Origin of the sequence: Acetoanaerobium sticklandii (genome assembly GCF_000196455.1) — a bacterium.
Lineage (GTDB): Bacteria > Bacillota > Clostridia > Peptostreptococcales > Filifactoraceae > Acetoanaerobium > Acetoanaerobium sticklandii.
Map to the genome: position 1 here is coordinate 1,920,769 of NC_014614.1, position 15,549 is coordinate 1,936,317.

General features: G+C 32.6%; 14 protein-coding genes. 2 read left to right on the plus strand and 12 right to left on the minus strand.

The features are described 5' to 3' along the window. Positions 1–19 precede the first annotated feature (19 nt). The 3 genes from dnaK to hrcA form a co-directional block, all read right to left on the minus strand. On the minus strand, positions 20–1,846 hold the full coding sequence (dnaK, locus tag CLOST_RS09075; protein WP_013362005.1) for a molecular chaperone DnaK: 1,827 nt from the start codon (positions 1,844–1,846) through the stop codon (positions 20–22). Between the two features lie 73 nt (positions 1,847–1,919). After that, the gene (gene grpE / locus CLOST_RS09080; RefSeq protein ID WP_013362006.1) at positions 1,920–2,519 is read right to left on the minus strand and encodes a nucleotide exchange factor GrpE; all 600 of its coding nucleotides are present in this window, start codon (positions 2,517–2,519) and stop codon (positions 1,920–1,922) included. Positions 2,520–2,554: 35 nt separating this feature from the next. After that, on the minus strand, positions 2,555–3,601 hold the full coding sequence (gene hrcA, locus CLOST_RS09085; RefSeq protein WP_013362007.1) for a heat-inducible transcriptional repressor HrcA: 1,047 nt from the start codon (positions 3,599–3,601) through the stop codon (positions 2,555–2,557). 231 nt (positions 3,602–3,832) lie between these two features. Between hrcA and hemW the strand changes: the two genes are divergently transcribed. After that, positions 3,833–4,993, plus strand: coding sequence for a radical SAM family heme chaperone HemW (gene hemW / locus CLOST_RS09090; protein WP_013362008.1), 1,161 nt, complete (start codon positions 3,833–3,835; stop codon positions 4,991–4,993). A 143-nt stretch (positions 4,994–5,136) separates the two neighbouring features. Here the strand turns inward: hemW and CLOST_RS09095 are convergent, their stop codons facing one another. The 6 genes from CLOST_RS09095 to lepA all read right to left on the minus strand — a co-directional run bounded on the left by CLOST_RS09095 (position 5,137) and on the right by lepA (position 11,803). Then, a complete protein-coding gene (locus CLOST_RS09095) occupies positions 5,137–5,835 on the minus strand; it encodes a cytochrome c biogenesis CcdA family protein (RefSeq protein WP_013362009.1) in 699 nt (232 codons plus the stop codon). After that, complete coding sequence (locus CLOST_RS09100; RefSeq protein WP_013362010.1) at positions 5,835–6,305, minus strand: thioredoxin family protein; 471 nt, start codon at positions 6,303–6,305, stop codon at positions 5,835–5,837. Before CLOST_RS09100 ends, CLOST_RS09095 begins: the two co-directional genes overlap by 1 nt. 237 nt (positions 6,306–6,542) lie before the next feature. After that, entirely contained in the window at positions 6,543–7,373 is an 831-nt protein-coding gene (gene nadC, locus CLOST_RS09105; RefSeq protein WP_041487175.1) for a carboxylating nicotinate-nucleotide diphosphorylase, read from the minus strand. Beyond that, entirely contained in the window at positions 7,354–8,865 is a 1,512-nt protein-coding gene (locus CLOST_RS09110) for an L-aspartate oxidase (protein WP_013362012.1), read from the minus strand. Before CLOST_RS09110 ends, nadC begins: the two co-directional genes overlap by 20 nt. Next, positions 8,862–9,779: a quinolinate synthase NadA gene (gene nadA, locus CLOST_RS09115; RefSeq protein ID WP_013362013.1), complete on the minus strand. Its 918-nt coding sequence runs from the start codon at positions 9,777–9,779 to the stop codon at positions 8,862–8,864. The genes CLOST_RS09110 and nadA overlap by 4 nt, the downstream gene beginning before the upstream one ends. A gap of 221 nt (positions 9,780–10,000) precedes the next feature. Next, positions 10,001–11,803, minus strand: a complete 1,803-nt coding sequence (gene lepA / locus CLOST_RS09120; protein ID WP_013362015.1) for a translation elongation factor 4 — start codon at positions 11,801–11,803, stop codon at positions 10,001–10,003. A gap of 317 nt (positions 11,804–12,120) precedes the next feature. Here lepA and rpsT point away from each other — a divergent pair, with 317 nt between their 5' ends. Next, positions 12,121–12,390, plus strand: coding sequence for a 30S ribosomal protein S20 (gene rpsT / locus CLOST_RS09125; RefSeq protein WP_013362016.1), 270 nt, complete (start codon positions 12,121–12,123; stop codon positions 12,388–12,390). Between the two features lie 140 nt (positions 12,391–12,530). Here the strand turns inward: rpsT and holA are convergent, their stop codons facing one another. From holA to CLOST_RS09140, 3 genes are all read right to left on the minus strand, one after another. Beyond that, positions 12,531–13,592 (minus strand): DNA polymerase III subunit delta, encoded by a 1,062-nt coding sequence (gene holA, locus CLOST_RS09130; RefSeq protein ID WP_013362017.1) that lies wholly within the window; start codon positions 13,590–13,592, stop codon positions 12,531–12,533. Next, on the minus strand, positions 13,561–14,865 hold the full coding sequence (locus CLOST_RS09135; protein ID WP_013362018.1) for a ComEC/Rec2 family competence protein: 1,305 nt from the start codon (positions 14,863–14,865) through the stop codon (positions 13,561–13,563). The genes holA and CLOST_RS09135 overlap by 32 nt, the downstream gene beginning before the upstream one ends. Before the next feature lie 154 nt (positions 14,866–15,019). Continuing rightward, on the minus strand, positions 15,020–15,523 hold the full coding sequence (locus CLOST_RS09140; protein ID WP_013362019.1) for an ECF transporter S component: 504 nt from the start codon (positions 15,521–15,523) through the stop codon (positions 15,020–15,022). Positions 15,524–15,549: the final 26 nt, after the last annotated feature.

The following is a 15,549-nucleotide window of genomic DNA, read 5'->3' on the forward strand; positions in this document are numbered from 1 at the left end:
GCTATTTAGTCTAATCTTTTTATTTGTCTTCGTCAACCACTTCATAATCAGCATCAACTACATCGTCACCAGCTTGAGATTGTTGCTCTGCTCCTTGCTGAGCCTGAGCCTGCTCATACATTTTCTGCGAAATCGGATGGATTGCTTGCATTACTTTATCTATTTCTGCTCTGATTTGCTCTCCTGTTGCATCAGCTTTGTCTTTTACTTCTTTTAATCCAGCAATCGCAGCTTCTACTGCTTCTTTCTCAGCTGCAGAAACTTTGTCTCCCATATCTTTTATAGTTTTTTCAGTTTGGTAGATTGTAGATTCTGCTTGGTTAAGTGCTTCCATTTTTTCTTTTTTCTTTTTATCTTCTTCCGCATGCATTTCTGCTTCTTTAACTTTTTTGTTTATTTCATCATCAGAAAGATTAGTACTTGAAGTAATAGTAATTTTTTGTTCTTTACCAGTTCCTAAATCTTTTGCTCCAACATGCACTATACCATTTGAATCTATATCAAAAGTAACTTCAATTTGAGGAATTCCTCTTGGAGCCGCTGGTATATCCATAAGCTGGAATCTACCTAAAGTAACATTATCTCCTGCCATAGAGCGCTCTCCTTGAAGAACGTGTATATCTACTGCTGTTTGATTATCTGCTGCTGTAGAAAATACTTGAGATTTCTTTGTAGGAATAGTAGTATTTCTTTCGATTATTTTAGTGAATACTCCACCTAATGTCTCTATTCCTAGAGATAAAGGTGTAACATCAAGCAATAAAACATCTTTAACATCTCCAGCAAGTACCCCAGCTTGAATAGCCGCGCCTATTGCCACGCACTCATCAGGATTGATTCCTTTATGAGGTTCTTTTCCAGTAAATTTCTTAATCGCTTCTTGAACAGCTGGAATTCTAGTTGAGCCTCCAACTAGGATTACTTTATCTACTTCTGACATAGATAAACCTGAGTCAGCAAGAGCTTTTCTAGTTGGCTCCATAGTTTTTTCTACTAAGAATGCTGTAATTTCTTCAAACTTAGCTCTAGATATATCCATATTAAGGTGCTTAGGGCCTTCTGCAGTTGCTGTGATAAATGGAAGATTAACATTTGTGTTTAAAGTAGATGAAAGCTCTTTTTTAGCTTTTTCTGCAGCATCCTTAAGTCTTTGATGGCTCATCTTATCTTGTCTTAAATCAACACCTTCAGTCTTTTTAAATTCATCTGCTATATAGTTTACTAAAACTTCATCAAAATCGTCTCCACCTAGTTGATTGTTTCCGCTAGTTGATAAAACTTCAAATGTTCCATCGCCGATTTCTAGAATAGATACGTCAAATGTTCCTCCACCAAGGTCAAATACTAGTATTTTTTCTTCATGGTCAGTTTTATCAAGTCCATAAGCTAGTGAAGCAGCTGTAGGCTCGTTAATAATTCTTTTAACATTAAGTCCTGCTATTTTTCCTGCATCCTTAGTAGCTTGTCTTTGTGCATCTGTAAAGTAGGCTGGAACAGTAATTACTGCTTCAGTTACAGTATCTCCTAGATATGCCTCAGCATCTGATTTTAATTTTTGAAGAATAATAGCTGAAATCTCTTGTGGAGAGTAGTCTTTTCCATCTATTGTAACCTTATGATCTCTTCCCATTTCTCTTTTGATAGATGCAATAGTTCTATCTGGATTTGTAACAGCTTGTCTTTTAGCTGGCTCTCCAACTATTCTTTCTCCATCCTTTGAAAAAGCAACCACTGATGGAGTCGTACGCATTCCTTCAGCATTTGGAATTACAACTGGTTCTCCACCCTCCATAACTGATACACATGAGTTTGTTGTTCCTAAATCTATACCTATTGTTTTTGCCATTATTATTTCCTCCTCAATATATTTTGTAAATTTATATCGCTATTACTGATTTAACAAAGTATTTTCATAGCTTCTATTTACTAACCTTTACCATTGATGGTCTTATTACCTTATCCTTTAGCTTATATCCTTTTTGAAGCACATCGATTACCTTGTCAGGCTCATCTGCTTCTTCCTGCATTACTGCATGATGGAAATTAGGATCAAAATCTTGGTTCAAAGCATCAAGCTCTTCTAAACCAAATTTATAAAGAGTATCCATAAGCTGCTTTAGTATTAATTCTACACCTTTATAAAAAGCTGTTTCTGAATTTTCTTTTTCACTTTGTAAAGCACGCTCAAAATTATCTACAATTGTCAGCATCTCAGTTACTATTTTTTCATTTGCAAATACTGTTAGTTCGCTTTTTTCTTTTTCCACTCTTTTTTTGTAGTTCATAAAATCTGCCTGAGTTCTTTGGGCAAGTGCTTTCATCTCTTCAATTTCTTGCTGAAGTTTTTCTATTTGAGCTGTTTCAGCCGATTCTTCTTCATTTATCAAGTCTTCTTGTTCATCAACCTCTCTGATATCATCCTGAGTCATGTCCTGCTCCTTTTGCATTGTATTTGTATTTTCTTGTCCTTCCTCTATGGTGTCTTTATCTTCGTTTAGGGCTTCGTCATTAAGTGACAATTCAAATCCTCCTTTCTTATAACCTCTATCTATATTTAAGTATTGTTCATAAGTTTATTAAGGCGTTTAGTAATATAATTCATGACAGAATAAGCTCTGTCATAATCCATCCTCTTTGGTCCGATTATTCCAAGCTTCCCGATTGTTTTTCCTTTGTATTCATACTCTGTTGTGATAATCGAGCAGCTTCCAAGTACATCATCAATCGAGTCATCGCCTATTATTATATTTACATTGCCTTTTCGTATTCCCTTTTCTTCTAGCAGGCTAGCCACTTCGTTTTTCTGCTCTAAAAGATTTAAAAAAGATTTTGCTTTGCCTATATCACTAAATTCAGGGAAATTAAAAATATTAGTAGCTCCATTTAGTAGTACATTAAAAGAAAGATTTTTATCCATGTTCGATTTCATAACCGTGAACATATCGTCAAAAATCTTATTGTACTCCTTGATTTGATGCTTAATATAATTAATAAAATTCATATCAAAGTCTTCAATTATTTTGCCTCTTATATTGTCATTTAATGTCCTTGATATGAGCTCAAGCTTCTCTTCAGAAACTGGAACACTTAATTTAAACTTGCTATTTCTCACAGTCCCATCTTCCATAACCATTATTAAAACAGCAGTCATAGAATCAATATGAACTAAATTTAATTGCTTTATCTTTTTAGATTTTTCTACTTTTTGTGAGATAGCTACAGATGTATAGTTTGTTATCTGGGTCAGCAGAGCTAAGGAATCCTCAAGTAGTTCTTGTATCTGCTCTATATTCCCAACAAGCGCTCCTTCGATTTCATCCTTTTCTTTTTTATTAAGTCCAATAACACCCATTAACTTGTCTACATACAGTCTATAAGCATCATGGGAAGGAATTCTTCCAGCTGAAGTATGAGGCTGTAATAATAATCCCATTTCTTCAAGGTCTGCCATTTCATTTCTTATAGTAGCAGCACTTACGCCTAATGTTTTATTTTTTGAAATAGTCCTAGAGCCTACGGGTTCAGCCGTCTCTATATATTCTTGAATTATAAACTGTAATATTCTAAGCTTTCTATCGCTCAACTCTAAGTTTGACGCCATACTGTCACCTCGTTTTATCAAACAAATACATCTATATTAAATAATTATTGGTTTATTTGTTAGCACTCATTATGTTCGAGTGCTAACTCTAAATATATAATAACTATTCTGTTTTGAGTTGTCAACATCTTAATATTTATTTTTCTAATATTTATTTTATTTTTTATTTGGATACTGTAGAGTATAATATATCAAGTTAAAATAAGCTTTACCAAAGAGGAGTAATAAATTATGAATTATCCAGAAAAAGAAAAATTAAGTCTATATTTTCATATTCCATTTTGTCTTAGCAAATGCTCTTATTGTGATTTTGTTTCCTTCGCAAATTCCACTGCTTTTCATGAGCCCTATATAAATGCTTTATTAAAAGAGCTACTATTGTATAAATCTACAATTGATAAAAATCAAATCTCAACTATATTCATAGGCGGAGGTACACCCACTAGCTTAAGCGACAATTTATTTGAACTTCTGATTAAAAGCATAGATGAAATACTACAGCTAAATTGCAATTCAAATAATATAGAATATACTATAGAAGCAAATCCTAAAACTATTACTTCAAAAAAAGCTGACACCATGAAGCAATATGGTATCAATAGAGTTAGCCTTGGACTTCAGTCAGCAAATGAAATAGAGCTTAAGGTACTAAACCGAATTCATAGCTTCAAAGATCTTGAAGAATCTATAGATATTCTCAAAGCCCACGGAATTAGTAATATTAACATAGATTTGATGTATGCCATTGCAAATCAAACTATTGAATCCTTTAAAACCTCCATTCAAAAAGTATTAGCTTTAAAGCCAGATCATATATCCTGCTACTCTCTTATATTAGAAGAAGGTACTGCGCTATATAAGCTTCATAAGGAAAACAAGATAACCTTTCCAACCGAGGATGAGGATATAAACATGTATGAGCTGGCAGTAAATATGCTTACATCAGCTGGCTATGAGCATTATGAAATATCTAATTTTGCTCTTTCTGGCAGAAAGTGTAGCCACAATATAACTTACTGGAAAGTCAAGCCTTATTTGGGTTTTGGAGTTTCTTCACATTCTTTTTTCGATAACAGCAGATATTCTAATACCAGTAGCATAGAAGAATACATCGATTTACTATCAAAAAATAGTTTGCCAATAGAAAGCACAGAGCTCATTGATGATACTATGGCCTTTGAAGAATGGATATTTTTAAGGCTCCGAATGAAGGAAGGCATTAATTTTGAAGATATAAATTCAAGATTTAGCATAAATTTTTTAGCAAGTTACAAGCCCAAATTAGATAAACTCTTAAATGAAGGTCTTTTAATTTATGATGCTTCCAAAGTAAGTCTTACATTAAAAGGCTTTGAGCTTAGTAATTATGCTTTTTTAACATTATTATCTTAAACTAAAATTTTTATATTAAACAAAAAAGGAAGTGCTTTTGTAGTAACTGAGAGCAACTTCCTTTTTTGTTTAATACAATACATCTTATAGTATAAAAATGAAATTATTGACTGCTATTTATCTATAGTCATATACTTAATTAACTATACTGCTAGGTAAAACACATATAGCCCAGCAAATAATATAAAAACAGCCAAAATATTTTTTAAATTGTTCGCAAGCTTTATATATTTGGGCTGTGTAACAAGGCTATTTAAAGTAGATACCGAAACTCCAGCAAGAATTACAAGTATACTATTTCCTATGCTGTAAGCCATCAGCATAAAAACTCCTAGCACTGGATTGCCTCTGCTTGCTACAAAAGAAAGAATAGCTGCAAGCACAGGAGTAGCACAAGGCGAAGCTGCAAATCCACCAAATAGACCTAAGGTAAATATGCCAATCAAGCCTTTTCTCACAGGCTTTTCTTCTATACTACAAGCATTTTCCTGTTTTTTGAAATTTATAATCCCAAGTATATTCAAACTACTTCCTATCATAATAAAAGCTAGCACTAGATATATAACCTTCCCATATCCAGAAAAAATCATTCCTACATAAGCTGTCAGAAATCCTAATGCAATAAAGGTTATGCTTAAACCTAAAGTAAATATCAGAGAATATAATAGACCTTTTTTTCTATCCGATATTTTGCTATTACCCATATAGCCTATAACTAAGGGAATTGTTGTGAGTACACACGGACTAAAAGCTGATATGACACCTGCTAAAAAAGCTATCGGAACAGCCATATATATATGCTCTAGCATAAATGCAGAAAACATTTGAAGTACGACGTCCATTACTGCATACCTGCTTCTTTAAGCATTTTTTCTATATCATCAAGTGTAGTTACACCTTCAGTTCTCGATTTAATTACTGCATCATTATCTAAAAATACTAAGGTAGGAACTACTCTTACATTATACGCCATCGCCAAATGAGCATTTTCCTGAAGATCTAAATTTACAACCACTACGTTTGCTTTTCCTTTAAATTTTATCTTGGCTTCTTCTATCGTAGGCTCCATATACTTACAGGCTGGGCAAGTTGAAGTTGTAAATTCTAAAAATGTAGGGTATCCATTTTCTATTGCTAAATCATAGTATTCATTTGTTGTAGTTTCATAGCTTTCCTCAGTTTTATTATTGCTTGGGTCAATATTATCCTTTTGAATATTTTCACTTGAATCAGATAAATTTTTATTGAAATAAATAGCTGCCAACGCTCCTATTACAAGGACTATTATCAAAATCTTAATATTTTTGTTCATAGCTCACCTCTTATATCGTTTTTTTAGAATATATAGATATTACATTTAATTGTACCAAAAAAGTCTAAATTTGAAAAGAAGAAAGTAATTAAGTTTAAAATGAAGCTTATGAATCTAGTGTTATTATTTTACATAAAAAGTAGTAAATTAGAAAGTTTAATTAAAAAAAAGTCCAGTTTAAGCTAAAATGTAAGAATTAATTTGTACATTTTAACTTAAACTGGACTTATAATTTTTCTATATTAATTTCATCGATATATCAAGTGCTTTGACTGAATGAGTCAGTTCTCCCATAGATACATAATCAAGGCCTATGTCTTTAATTTCGTCTAGGCGCTCTAAGGTCATATTTCCTGAAGCTTCAAGTGGCACTAAACCATTACATAAGTTTACGCACTCTCTAAGCTGATTATCATTCATATTATCAAGTAATATTAAGTTTGGCTTAAGCACAATAGCTTCTTTTAGCTCTTCAATGTTTTTAACCTCTATTTCTATAGCTGTCATTGGTCCTGACTTAGATTTTACTTTATCATAGGCATTTGTTATGCCTCCAGATGCCTTTATATGATTATCCTTAATCATTACAGCTTGCGAAAGATTGTATCTGTGGTTTACTCCACCACCAGTCCTAACAGCATATTTTTCCAGCATTCTAAGCCCTGGCGTTGTTTTTCTCGTATCTAAAAGCTTTGTATTCCCTCTAGAAAGCACGCTTACTGCCTTATTTGTTTTAGTTGAAATCCCACTAAGATGAGACAAGATATTAAGAGCAACTCTTTCTCCCATCAAAAGAGATTTTGTACGGCCATAAAGCTCAGCTATGCATTCACCCTTTTGAACGCTTGCCCCATCTGGTTTTAAAACCTTCACCTCACCTTCATACTTAAGAAGCTCAAAAACTCTTCTTACTATATCCCATCCGCAAATTACTCCATCTTCCTTAGCCATAAACTTGCTCTTACTTTTATGCTCCTCATTAAAAATCACACTACTAGCAAGGTCAATATTATTAATATCTTCCTCTAGCCACATTTTAACCAGTTTATCAATTTGAAACTCTAGCATTTTTTAATTTCTCCTTTAAAATAATATTGGATACTTCTGCTAATGATACAAGCTCATAGAAATTTTTATTATTATTTTTATATAAATTTAATTCAGACTTAAGCTCATTAATAGCTTCAATATTTTTTTCTGCATAATCAATATTAAAATTTACAAAAAAGCTATTTTGCATTATCTCTCTAACTTTATTTTTTAAGCTTTCTATTTCACTTAATTCTAAATGTTTTTTTTCAGTATAGCTTAAGCCTTTTAAATCATAGTCATCATGAATTCTAGCTTCTACTTTAGTATTAGATTTTTTATCTTTATTTCCTAATCTACTGTGCTTGCCACCAATAGACTTAGCTACTCTTTTTGAAAATACTAAGGCTTCTAATAACGAATTACTTGCTAATCTATTATTGCCATGAACTTCAGTACAAGCACACTCTCCAGTTGCATATAGGTTCTCTACAGTTGTACTTCCAAATTCATCTACTTCAATCCCTCCCATAAAGTAATGCTGGCAGGGACTGACTGGAATAAAATCCTTTTCCATGCTTAGCTTTCTGTTTTTACAGCTTTTATATATATGTGGAAATCTATTTTTTAGGTACTCTTTAGGTTTTGCTGTTACATCTAAATATAAATAGTTTGAATTAGAATTTTTCATTTCCTTAAGCATTGATTTTGATACTACATCCCTAGGAGCTAAATCAGCCATTTCATGATATAAATGCATAAAGGCTTCTTTTTTGTTATTTCTTAAAATTCCTCCTTCTCCTCTAACCGATTCAGAAATAAGGAATCTATCCCCGCTGTTTTCATATAGTCCTGTAGGATGAAATTGAATCAAATCCATATGCTTTAGCTTTGCTCCGGCTTTACTAGCTAGAGTTATTCCATCTCCACTAGCGATGGATGCGTTCGTAGTATATTTATAGAGCCTTCCTATGCCTCCAGAGGCAATCACAGTAAAATCTGATTCTATGTACATAGACTCCTCATTTTCATCTAAAACAGTGGTTAAAAAGCCATTCCTGCATTTTGTAATGTCCACAGCCATAGCTCTTTCATGAATTTCTATATTATTTTTTTTAAAGGCATTTTGAGCTAGCACTTCAATAACTCTTTTTCCAGTAGTGTCCTTATAGTGCAATATCCTTCTTTTTGTATGCCCTCCTTCTAACGTCAGATCATACCCTCTTTCGTTTTTATCAAAATCCACACCATAATCAATTAAGTTCTGTATATTTTTCGGTCCTTCACTAACCATAATTTCTAGCATTTTTTTATTATTTTTTCCATTTCCAGCCTTAAGACTATCTTCCATATGGATTTCAAAATCATCATCTTCATCCCAAACGCAAGCTATACCACCTTGCGCTCTATAAGTGTTACAATTATTTATCTCATCCTTTGATAGGACTAGCACTTTTAGGTTTGAAGGAAGTGACAAAGCTGTATAAAGTCCTGCTATTCCAGCTCCAATAATCAAAACATCGTATTTCATTTCGAACTCCTTTTAATCATTTCATAAAGACTTTTAGAAGCTTTCACCATAACATCTTCATCTAGCTTTATTACTTCTCCACCTTTTCCTTGCATAGCATTAAGTAAATCTTGAGCAGTTGTTTTTTTCATATTTTTACATACAAATTCATCGTATAACAAGAAAAATTCTTTTTCAGGATGCTGCTTTTGTAAAGACTCAAGCACACCTAGCTCCGTGCCTATAATAAATTTTGATTTGTCAGATTTACTTACAAAATCCATAATTTCAGTTGTAGAACCTACGAAATCTGCTTGCTCAACCAGCTCCCATTTGCATTCTGGATGAATAAGTACCACAGCATCGGGCTGCTTAGATTTTAAAGCATTCATATCCTCTAGCTCTGCTCTTTCATGAATCGGGCAAAAGCCCTCCCAAAGAGTAATATTTTCATTTTTAGTCTTCTCCTTGATATATCTCCCTAAATTTCTATCTGGCAAAAATAAAATTTCTTTATCCTTTACAGTGTTCATTATATTAAGAGCTACGGAAGATGTAACACAAATATCGCTTTGAGCTTTTATATCAGCACTTGTATTTACATATGAAACAATAAGATGGTTGGGATTATTTTCCTTAAACTCAATCAAGTCATCAAGTGAAACCATATCGGCCATAGGACAACCAGCATCAGGATTAGCAAGTATTACTGTTTTATCTGGCGATAATATTTTAGCTGTTTCAGCCATAAATCTAACTCCGCAGAAATAAATCTTAGGTGTTTTAAGCTTACTTACCAAAGCACTCAAATAATATGAATCTCCTATGTAATCAGCTACCTGCTTGATTTCAGGTATTTGATAATGATGCGCCAAAATTACACAATCCTCTTCAAGCTTCTGTTTTTTTATTAGCTCAAGTATGTTTTCTTTCATGGTTCGCCTTCCTTTTATAATTTTTATATTTAAAATATATTAGTGACTTTTCTGCTGTCTTGTCATCTGTAAACAATATATCACTATAGTCTTTATTTTTCAATATTATAAAAAGAGCAATGCCTTACTATGAATCTAGAATTCATAAATACTAAATTATTAGACGAAAAAAAGCGCTCCCTTTTCAGAAGCGCTCTTTACCTATAAAATATTTATTGAATTTATTTATCTAGCTTAAGAACTGACATAAATGCCTTTTGAGGAACCTCTACATTCCCAATTTGTCTCATTCTTTTCTTACCCTCTTTTTGTTTTTCTAGTAGCTTACGCTTACGGCTTATATCTCCACCGTAGCATTTCGCAAGTACGTCTTTTCTATATGCACTTATCGTTTCTCTTGCTACTACCTTTGTTCCTATTGCCGCTTGTATAGGCACTGGGAACTGATGCTTTGGAATTTCGTCCTTTAGCTTTTCACACATTACTCTTCCTCTAGTTTGGGCTGTACTTTCATGAACTATAAATGAAAGTGCATCCACTTGCTCTCTGTTGATTAGAATGTCAAGCTTAACTAGTTTTGCTTCTTTATACTCTTTAAATTCATAATCCAATGAGCCATAACCCTTTGTTCTAGATTTTAATGAGTCGAAGAAATCATATACAACTTCATTTAATGGAATCTCGTAGTGAAGTGTAACTCTTTTGGTGTCTAGATACTCCATATTGAGCATATTACCTCTTCTTTCCTGAGCAAGCTCCATTACAGGCCCCACATAATCCGTAGGTACAATTATATTCGCCTTTACTATAGGCTCTTCTATATGGTCAATCTCCTGCACAGGCGGAAGGTTTGTAGGATTTTGTATCATGAGTACTTCTCCATCAGCTTTTATTACTCTAAATAATACAGATGGAGCGGTAGTTATCATATTTAAGTCAAATTCTCTTTCTAGTCTTTCTTGGATTATTTCCATATGAAGAAGGCCAAGGAATCCACATCTAAATCCAAAACCTAAAGCTGCAGAGGTTTCTGCTTCAAATTCTAGTGCTGCATCATTTACTTGAAGCTTTTCTAGTGCATCTCTTACGTTTTCATATTTTTCGCCTTCAGCAGGGTAAATTCCACAATAAACCATAGGTGTAACTTTCTTATAGCCTGGAAGAGGATGTTCTGTTGGGTTATCAGCTAAGGTGATAGTATCTCCAACCCTAGAGCTTCTGATATCCTTAACAGAAGCTGCTATATACCCTACATCCCCTGCTACTAAATCTTCTACAGGAATATGAGTAGGAGAAACAACTCCAACTTCAGTAACCTCGAATACCTTTTTTGTATTCATCATTTTTATTCTATCGCCTTTTTTCACCTTGCCCTCAAATACTCTTACGTAAGAAATTACTCCTTTGTATGAATCGTAATACGAGTCGAATATAAGAGCTTTAAGTGGTGCATCAATATCGCCTTTTGGTGCTGGTACCTTATGTACTATCGCCTCTAGAACCTGATCTATATTAGTCCCGTCTTTTGCTGAAATAAGAGGAGCCTCAGATGCATCTAGTCCTATAATATCCTCTATTTCTGTCTTGATTTCTTCAGGTCTAGCACTAGGAAGGTCTATCTTATTGATTACAGGTACTATTTCCAAATCTTGGTCAAGTGCCAAGTATACATTAGCTAAAGTTTGAGCTTCCACTCCCTGAGCTGCGTCAACTATAAGAAGAGCACCTTCACAGGCAGCAAGGGATCTAGATACTTCGTAGTTAAAGTCTACGTGACCTGGAGTATCAATTAAATTAAAAAAGTATTCCTCTCCATCTTTTGCTTTGTAAACCAGTCTAATAGACTGAAGTTTAATGGTTATTCCTCTTTCTCTTTCCAAATCCATATTGTCCAAAAGCTGTGCCTTCATATCTCTTGATTGTACTAATCCTGTATCTTCAATCAATCTATCAGCTAGTGTTGATTTTCCATGGTCGATATGAGCAATTATACTAAAATTTCTTGTGCGGCTTTGTCTATCCAACTACTTCTTCCTCCTTAAAAATAATTTTCTTATTTAAATGTTAATTTTATGTTACAAATCTCTCTTTTCGTTATATAATATATAAAGATGAGTAAATAAATTTTTAGGATATGCTTTATCTTATCAGAAACGCCTTTATAATTGAAGTGGAATTATAATGATTTTTAACATTTATCTCATAAAGCTTTCTGAAACTACTTAAATTAATAATTTTTTTACGTTATAAAGCTTTTTGTCCTTTACTTTTGCTCGCTTATTTGGTACAATCTTTTTTGTTGACTAATTGAAAGAATCCAAAAAAATAGGAGGTGAATATATTGGCAAATATTAAATCTGCTAAGAAAAGAATTTCTGTTACTGCTAAGAAAACTCTTATTAACAGAATGAGAAAATCTCAAATAAAAACAGCAATCAAAAGATTTGAGGCTGCTCTAGCTGAAGGTAATATGGAAGCTGCTACTGAAAACTTCAAGTACGCTCAAAAGAAAATCCATCAAATCGCAGCTAAAGGAACTCTTCATAAAAATGCTGCTGCTAGAAAAGTATCAAAATTAGCTTCTAGATTAAACGCTGCTAAAGCTAACTAATTCAGAGGACAGCTTTAGTTCGTTAACATAGTAAAGCTTACTAAGGTATTTGCTTACCATAAATAAAAACCCCATATACCTTGGGGTTTTAATAGTTTACATAAAGGATGACTAATGTCTTCCTTTTTTTGTTGCTTTTTTTAAGCAAAGACCTTGGATGTTTTTTCTGTCTTAATACGCTGACATATTTTTGTAAGAATAAGCTCTACACCTATTCTCTCATTAATTTGACCATTTTTAATCCTGTAATCTGTATCAAGGCAAAGGTTTAATAGCACCAAAGCTTCCTTGTACTTTAATTTTTGAGAGTGTATCCCCGCCTTTTTAAGAGCATATGGATGAATTGATAGCTTCTGGGCTATCAAAGCTTCATTGTATCCCTTGGCCTTTAATATATGGTATTTAGTTATCATAGAGAGTTGTTTTCCAAACATAGTCAAAATCATAAGTGCCGACTCTCCAGAATCAATTATGTGATTAAATTCAATCAAAGCCTTTTTAAAATCTCCACTAAAGGTATCTTCAATCAATCTAAAAATATTATTCTCAAAATTTTGAAGAATTACTAAATCTATATCTTGAATTGTAATTTTCCCTTGTTTTTGATATAAAGCTGAAATTTTTACTAGTTCATTTTCTAAATCTCTTAAATTTTTCCCAGACTCTTTATAATAATATCCAGTTTTTTCAATAAAGCTTTCCAATTCCAAATCGCTAATAATGGTATTTGATTTCTTTAAAACGGCTTTGCACCATAATTTAAGTTCATTCATCTCAAGCTTGTTTGCTTCGAAAATACAATGATTTTTTTTAAGTTGTTTAAACAAACTAGATCTTTTATCTACCTCTGGTGGGCAAAATAAAACTATAGTCGTTTCCGCTGGATTTTCAAGATAAGCGAGTAATTTTTTTTCATCTTCTTTAGCCAGCCCCTTAGTTCCAGTTTTGAAGAATGCACTGCTTTTTATCACTACTATTCTATTTTTATCCATAAAAGGCACTGATTCAAAGTTTTCTATTATCCTATCAATATCTATAACCTTGTCATCAATAACAGTCAGATTAAAATCTCTAAATGCTGGCTCTAGCTTATTCTTAAAATAATCTAATATAGAATCTATACGATAAGCCTCTTCTCCATAGATGAGATAGACCTTATCCTTTTCATTGTCAATATTTTTCAGCAAATCCTTGTAATTCATTTTTGTTCTCCTTTAAGGTATAGATAGCAAAGATAAAGTAGAATGTAAATATTAGAACATAGGCAACTATTGTAGTATAAATATTTGATGCTTCAAAGTCAATATAAGACAATGAAAACGCTGATATCTTTTGATTGAAATAATACAAAATAAATTTCAGGCTTTTAACCATGCTCACCAGTAGATTCCCTAAAAACGGTATCTTATAAAGCACTAAAGAAGATAACATAAATGGATAGGTTAACGTAACTAGAGGTACGCTTATTAAATTAGAAAAAATTGATATAATTGATATTCTCTGAAAATAAAAATATGTAAGGGGCAGAGTTAAAACTTGAGCTGATATTGTCATACTAGTAAAGTTAGCTATGTATTTAGGCAGTATCTTTGTCTTTTCAAAAGTAGCATTAATGCTTTGGTAAAACATACCTATTGAAATAACAGCCATAAATGACAATGTAAAGCCTGCGTCGTATAAAATATATGGATTCAAAGCTATTAGCACGCTTGAAAGTAAAAACGCACTGCTAATAACATCATATCTCTTGCAATAAAAAATGCTAGCTATATACATCAAATAGAAAATCCCAGCTCTTATGGCAGATGGTCTTGCTCCAGTAATAATGACATATATAAAAATAAAACCCAAAACTATAAAATACCTAATATTACTTGGTAACTTTTTAAGCAGAATCAATGCCATAGAAGCTAGAAGTCCAATGTGAAAACCAGATATTGCCAAGAGATGAGAAATTCCAGTTTTAGAAAATAGCTCTGTATCATTTTCATTCATCTCTGCTCTATCTCCATAAACCAAAGCTTTTACAAAAGGGCTATCCATTCTATAAACAGAGTCTATATATTTTCCTAAATACTCTCTTATTTCGTATATGAGTGTTCTAAAATTTGATTTATGGCTTACTATATCATTAATGCTTCCATTTATCAAATAATTGTATCCTCTTGACCTTAAATAGTTTGCATATCCTCTTTGAGGATGTCCTTTTAAGGCAGTAGCTTTACCTTTAACTGCAATTACACTCCCTGGCAGGATATTATCAGTATAATCTAAGCTAGAATATTCATACTGAATTATGGCTGAATCCCCTGAGTAAAGCATAGTGTAATTTGGTCTTTTTTCCACCTGATCTATTTTATATTCCCGATAAACCTCAATTGATTCTAACTCTGTAAAGCTTAACTCTTGGTATACCAAGGTAAACACTGCTGAAATAAAAATACAAATGAATATAACAAAAGAGTATCTTCTCATAGTCACTCATCCATTCTTTTTCTATATCTAATATGATGAAGTATTTTTTATATTCAGTCAATTATTTTATTCACAAAAAACCACATATCCAAAAGGATAATGTGGTCGTAGATAGCTATAATTCATATTAAAAATAATTTTTTAGTAGCTGTTATTATACATTGAATTTAAGTTTTACATTTTTAGATATATAGGAAAATACTGGATATCCTATGATAAATGAAGCCAACGCTTGGACTCCGTTAAATGCAATGCTCTGAAGTGCAACTTTATAACTTGAATACATAACTGTTTCAACCATAAAATAGCCTAAAACCATAAATGCTACTCCGGCTAACGAGCTGTACATTCCAACTAGCTTAGTTCCTCCAAATTTAACGAATAACCAACCTATGATATATCCTTCTATACCTTTTACTATAAGTGTAAATACAGCAAAATGTGCATATCCAGATAATAAATCCGCCATCGCAGAACCTATGCCCCCTGCAATCATTCCTGCTACAGGTCCAAACATAAGTGAAGAAATAATAATAAATGCATCTCCTATATTAACATAACCATTGGTTGCAGGTACGTGTATTTTGATAAACATTGTACCCACACAAACAAGTGCTATAAGTAAGCTATAGGTAACTAATTTATGAGTTTTATTCATAAGTTTCCCCTCCTTACTTATATTTT

Excerpts from the sequence above, each read along its gene's own strand:
- dnaK (WP_013362005.1), bottom strand. The coding sequence starts at position 1,846 with ATGGCAAAAACAATAGGTATAGATTTAGGAACAACAAACTCATGTGTA.
- hrcA (WP_013362007.1), bottom strand. The coding sequence starts at position 3,601 with ATGGCGTCAAACTTAGAGTTGAGCGATAGAAAGCTTAGAATATTACAG.
- hemW (WP_013362008.1), top strand. The coding sequence starts at position 3,833 with ATGAATTATCCAGAAAAAGAAAAATTAAGTCTATATTTTCATATTCCA.
- CLOST_RS09095 (WP_013362009.1), bottom strand. The coding sequence starts at position 5,835 with ATGGACGTCGTACTTCAAATGTTTTCTGCATTTATGCTAGAGCATATA.
- CLOST_RS09100 (WP_013362010.1), bottom strand. The coding sequence starts at position 6,305 with ATGAACAAAAATATTAAGATTTTGATAATAGTCCTTGTAATAGGAGCG.
- nadC (WP_041487175.1), bottom strand. The coding sequence starts at position 7,373 with ATGCTAGAGTTTCAAATTGATAAACTGGTTAAAATGTGGCTAGAGGAA.
- CLOST_RS09110 (WP_013362012.1), bottom strand. The coding sequence starts at position 8,865 with ATGAAATACGATGTTTTGATTATTGGAGCTGGAATAGCAGGACTTTAT.
- nadA (WP_013362013.1), bottom strand. The coding sequence starts at position 9,779 with ATGAAAGAAAACATACTTGAGCTAATAAAAAAACAGAAGCTTGAAGAG.
- holA (WP_013362017.1), bottom strand. The coding sequence starts at position 13,592 with ATGAATTACAAGGATTTGCTGAAAAATATTGACAATGAAAAGGATAAG.
- CLOST_RS09135 (WP_013362018.1), bottom strand. The coding sequence starts at position 14,865 with ATGAGAAGATACTCTTTTGTTATATTCATTTGTATTTTTATTTCAGCA.
- CLOST_RS09140 (WP_013362019.1), bottom strand. The coding sequence starts at position 15,523 with ATGAATAAAACTCATAAATTAGTTACCTATAGCTTACTTATAGCACTT.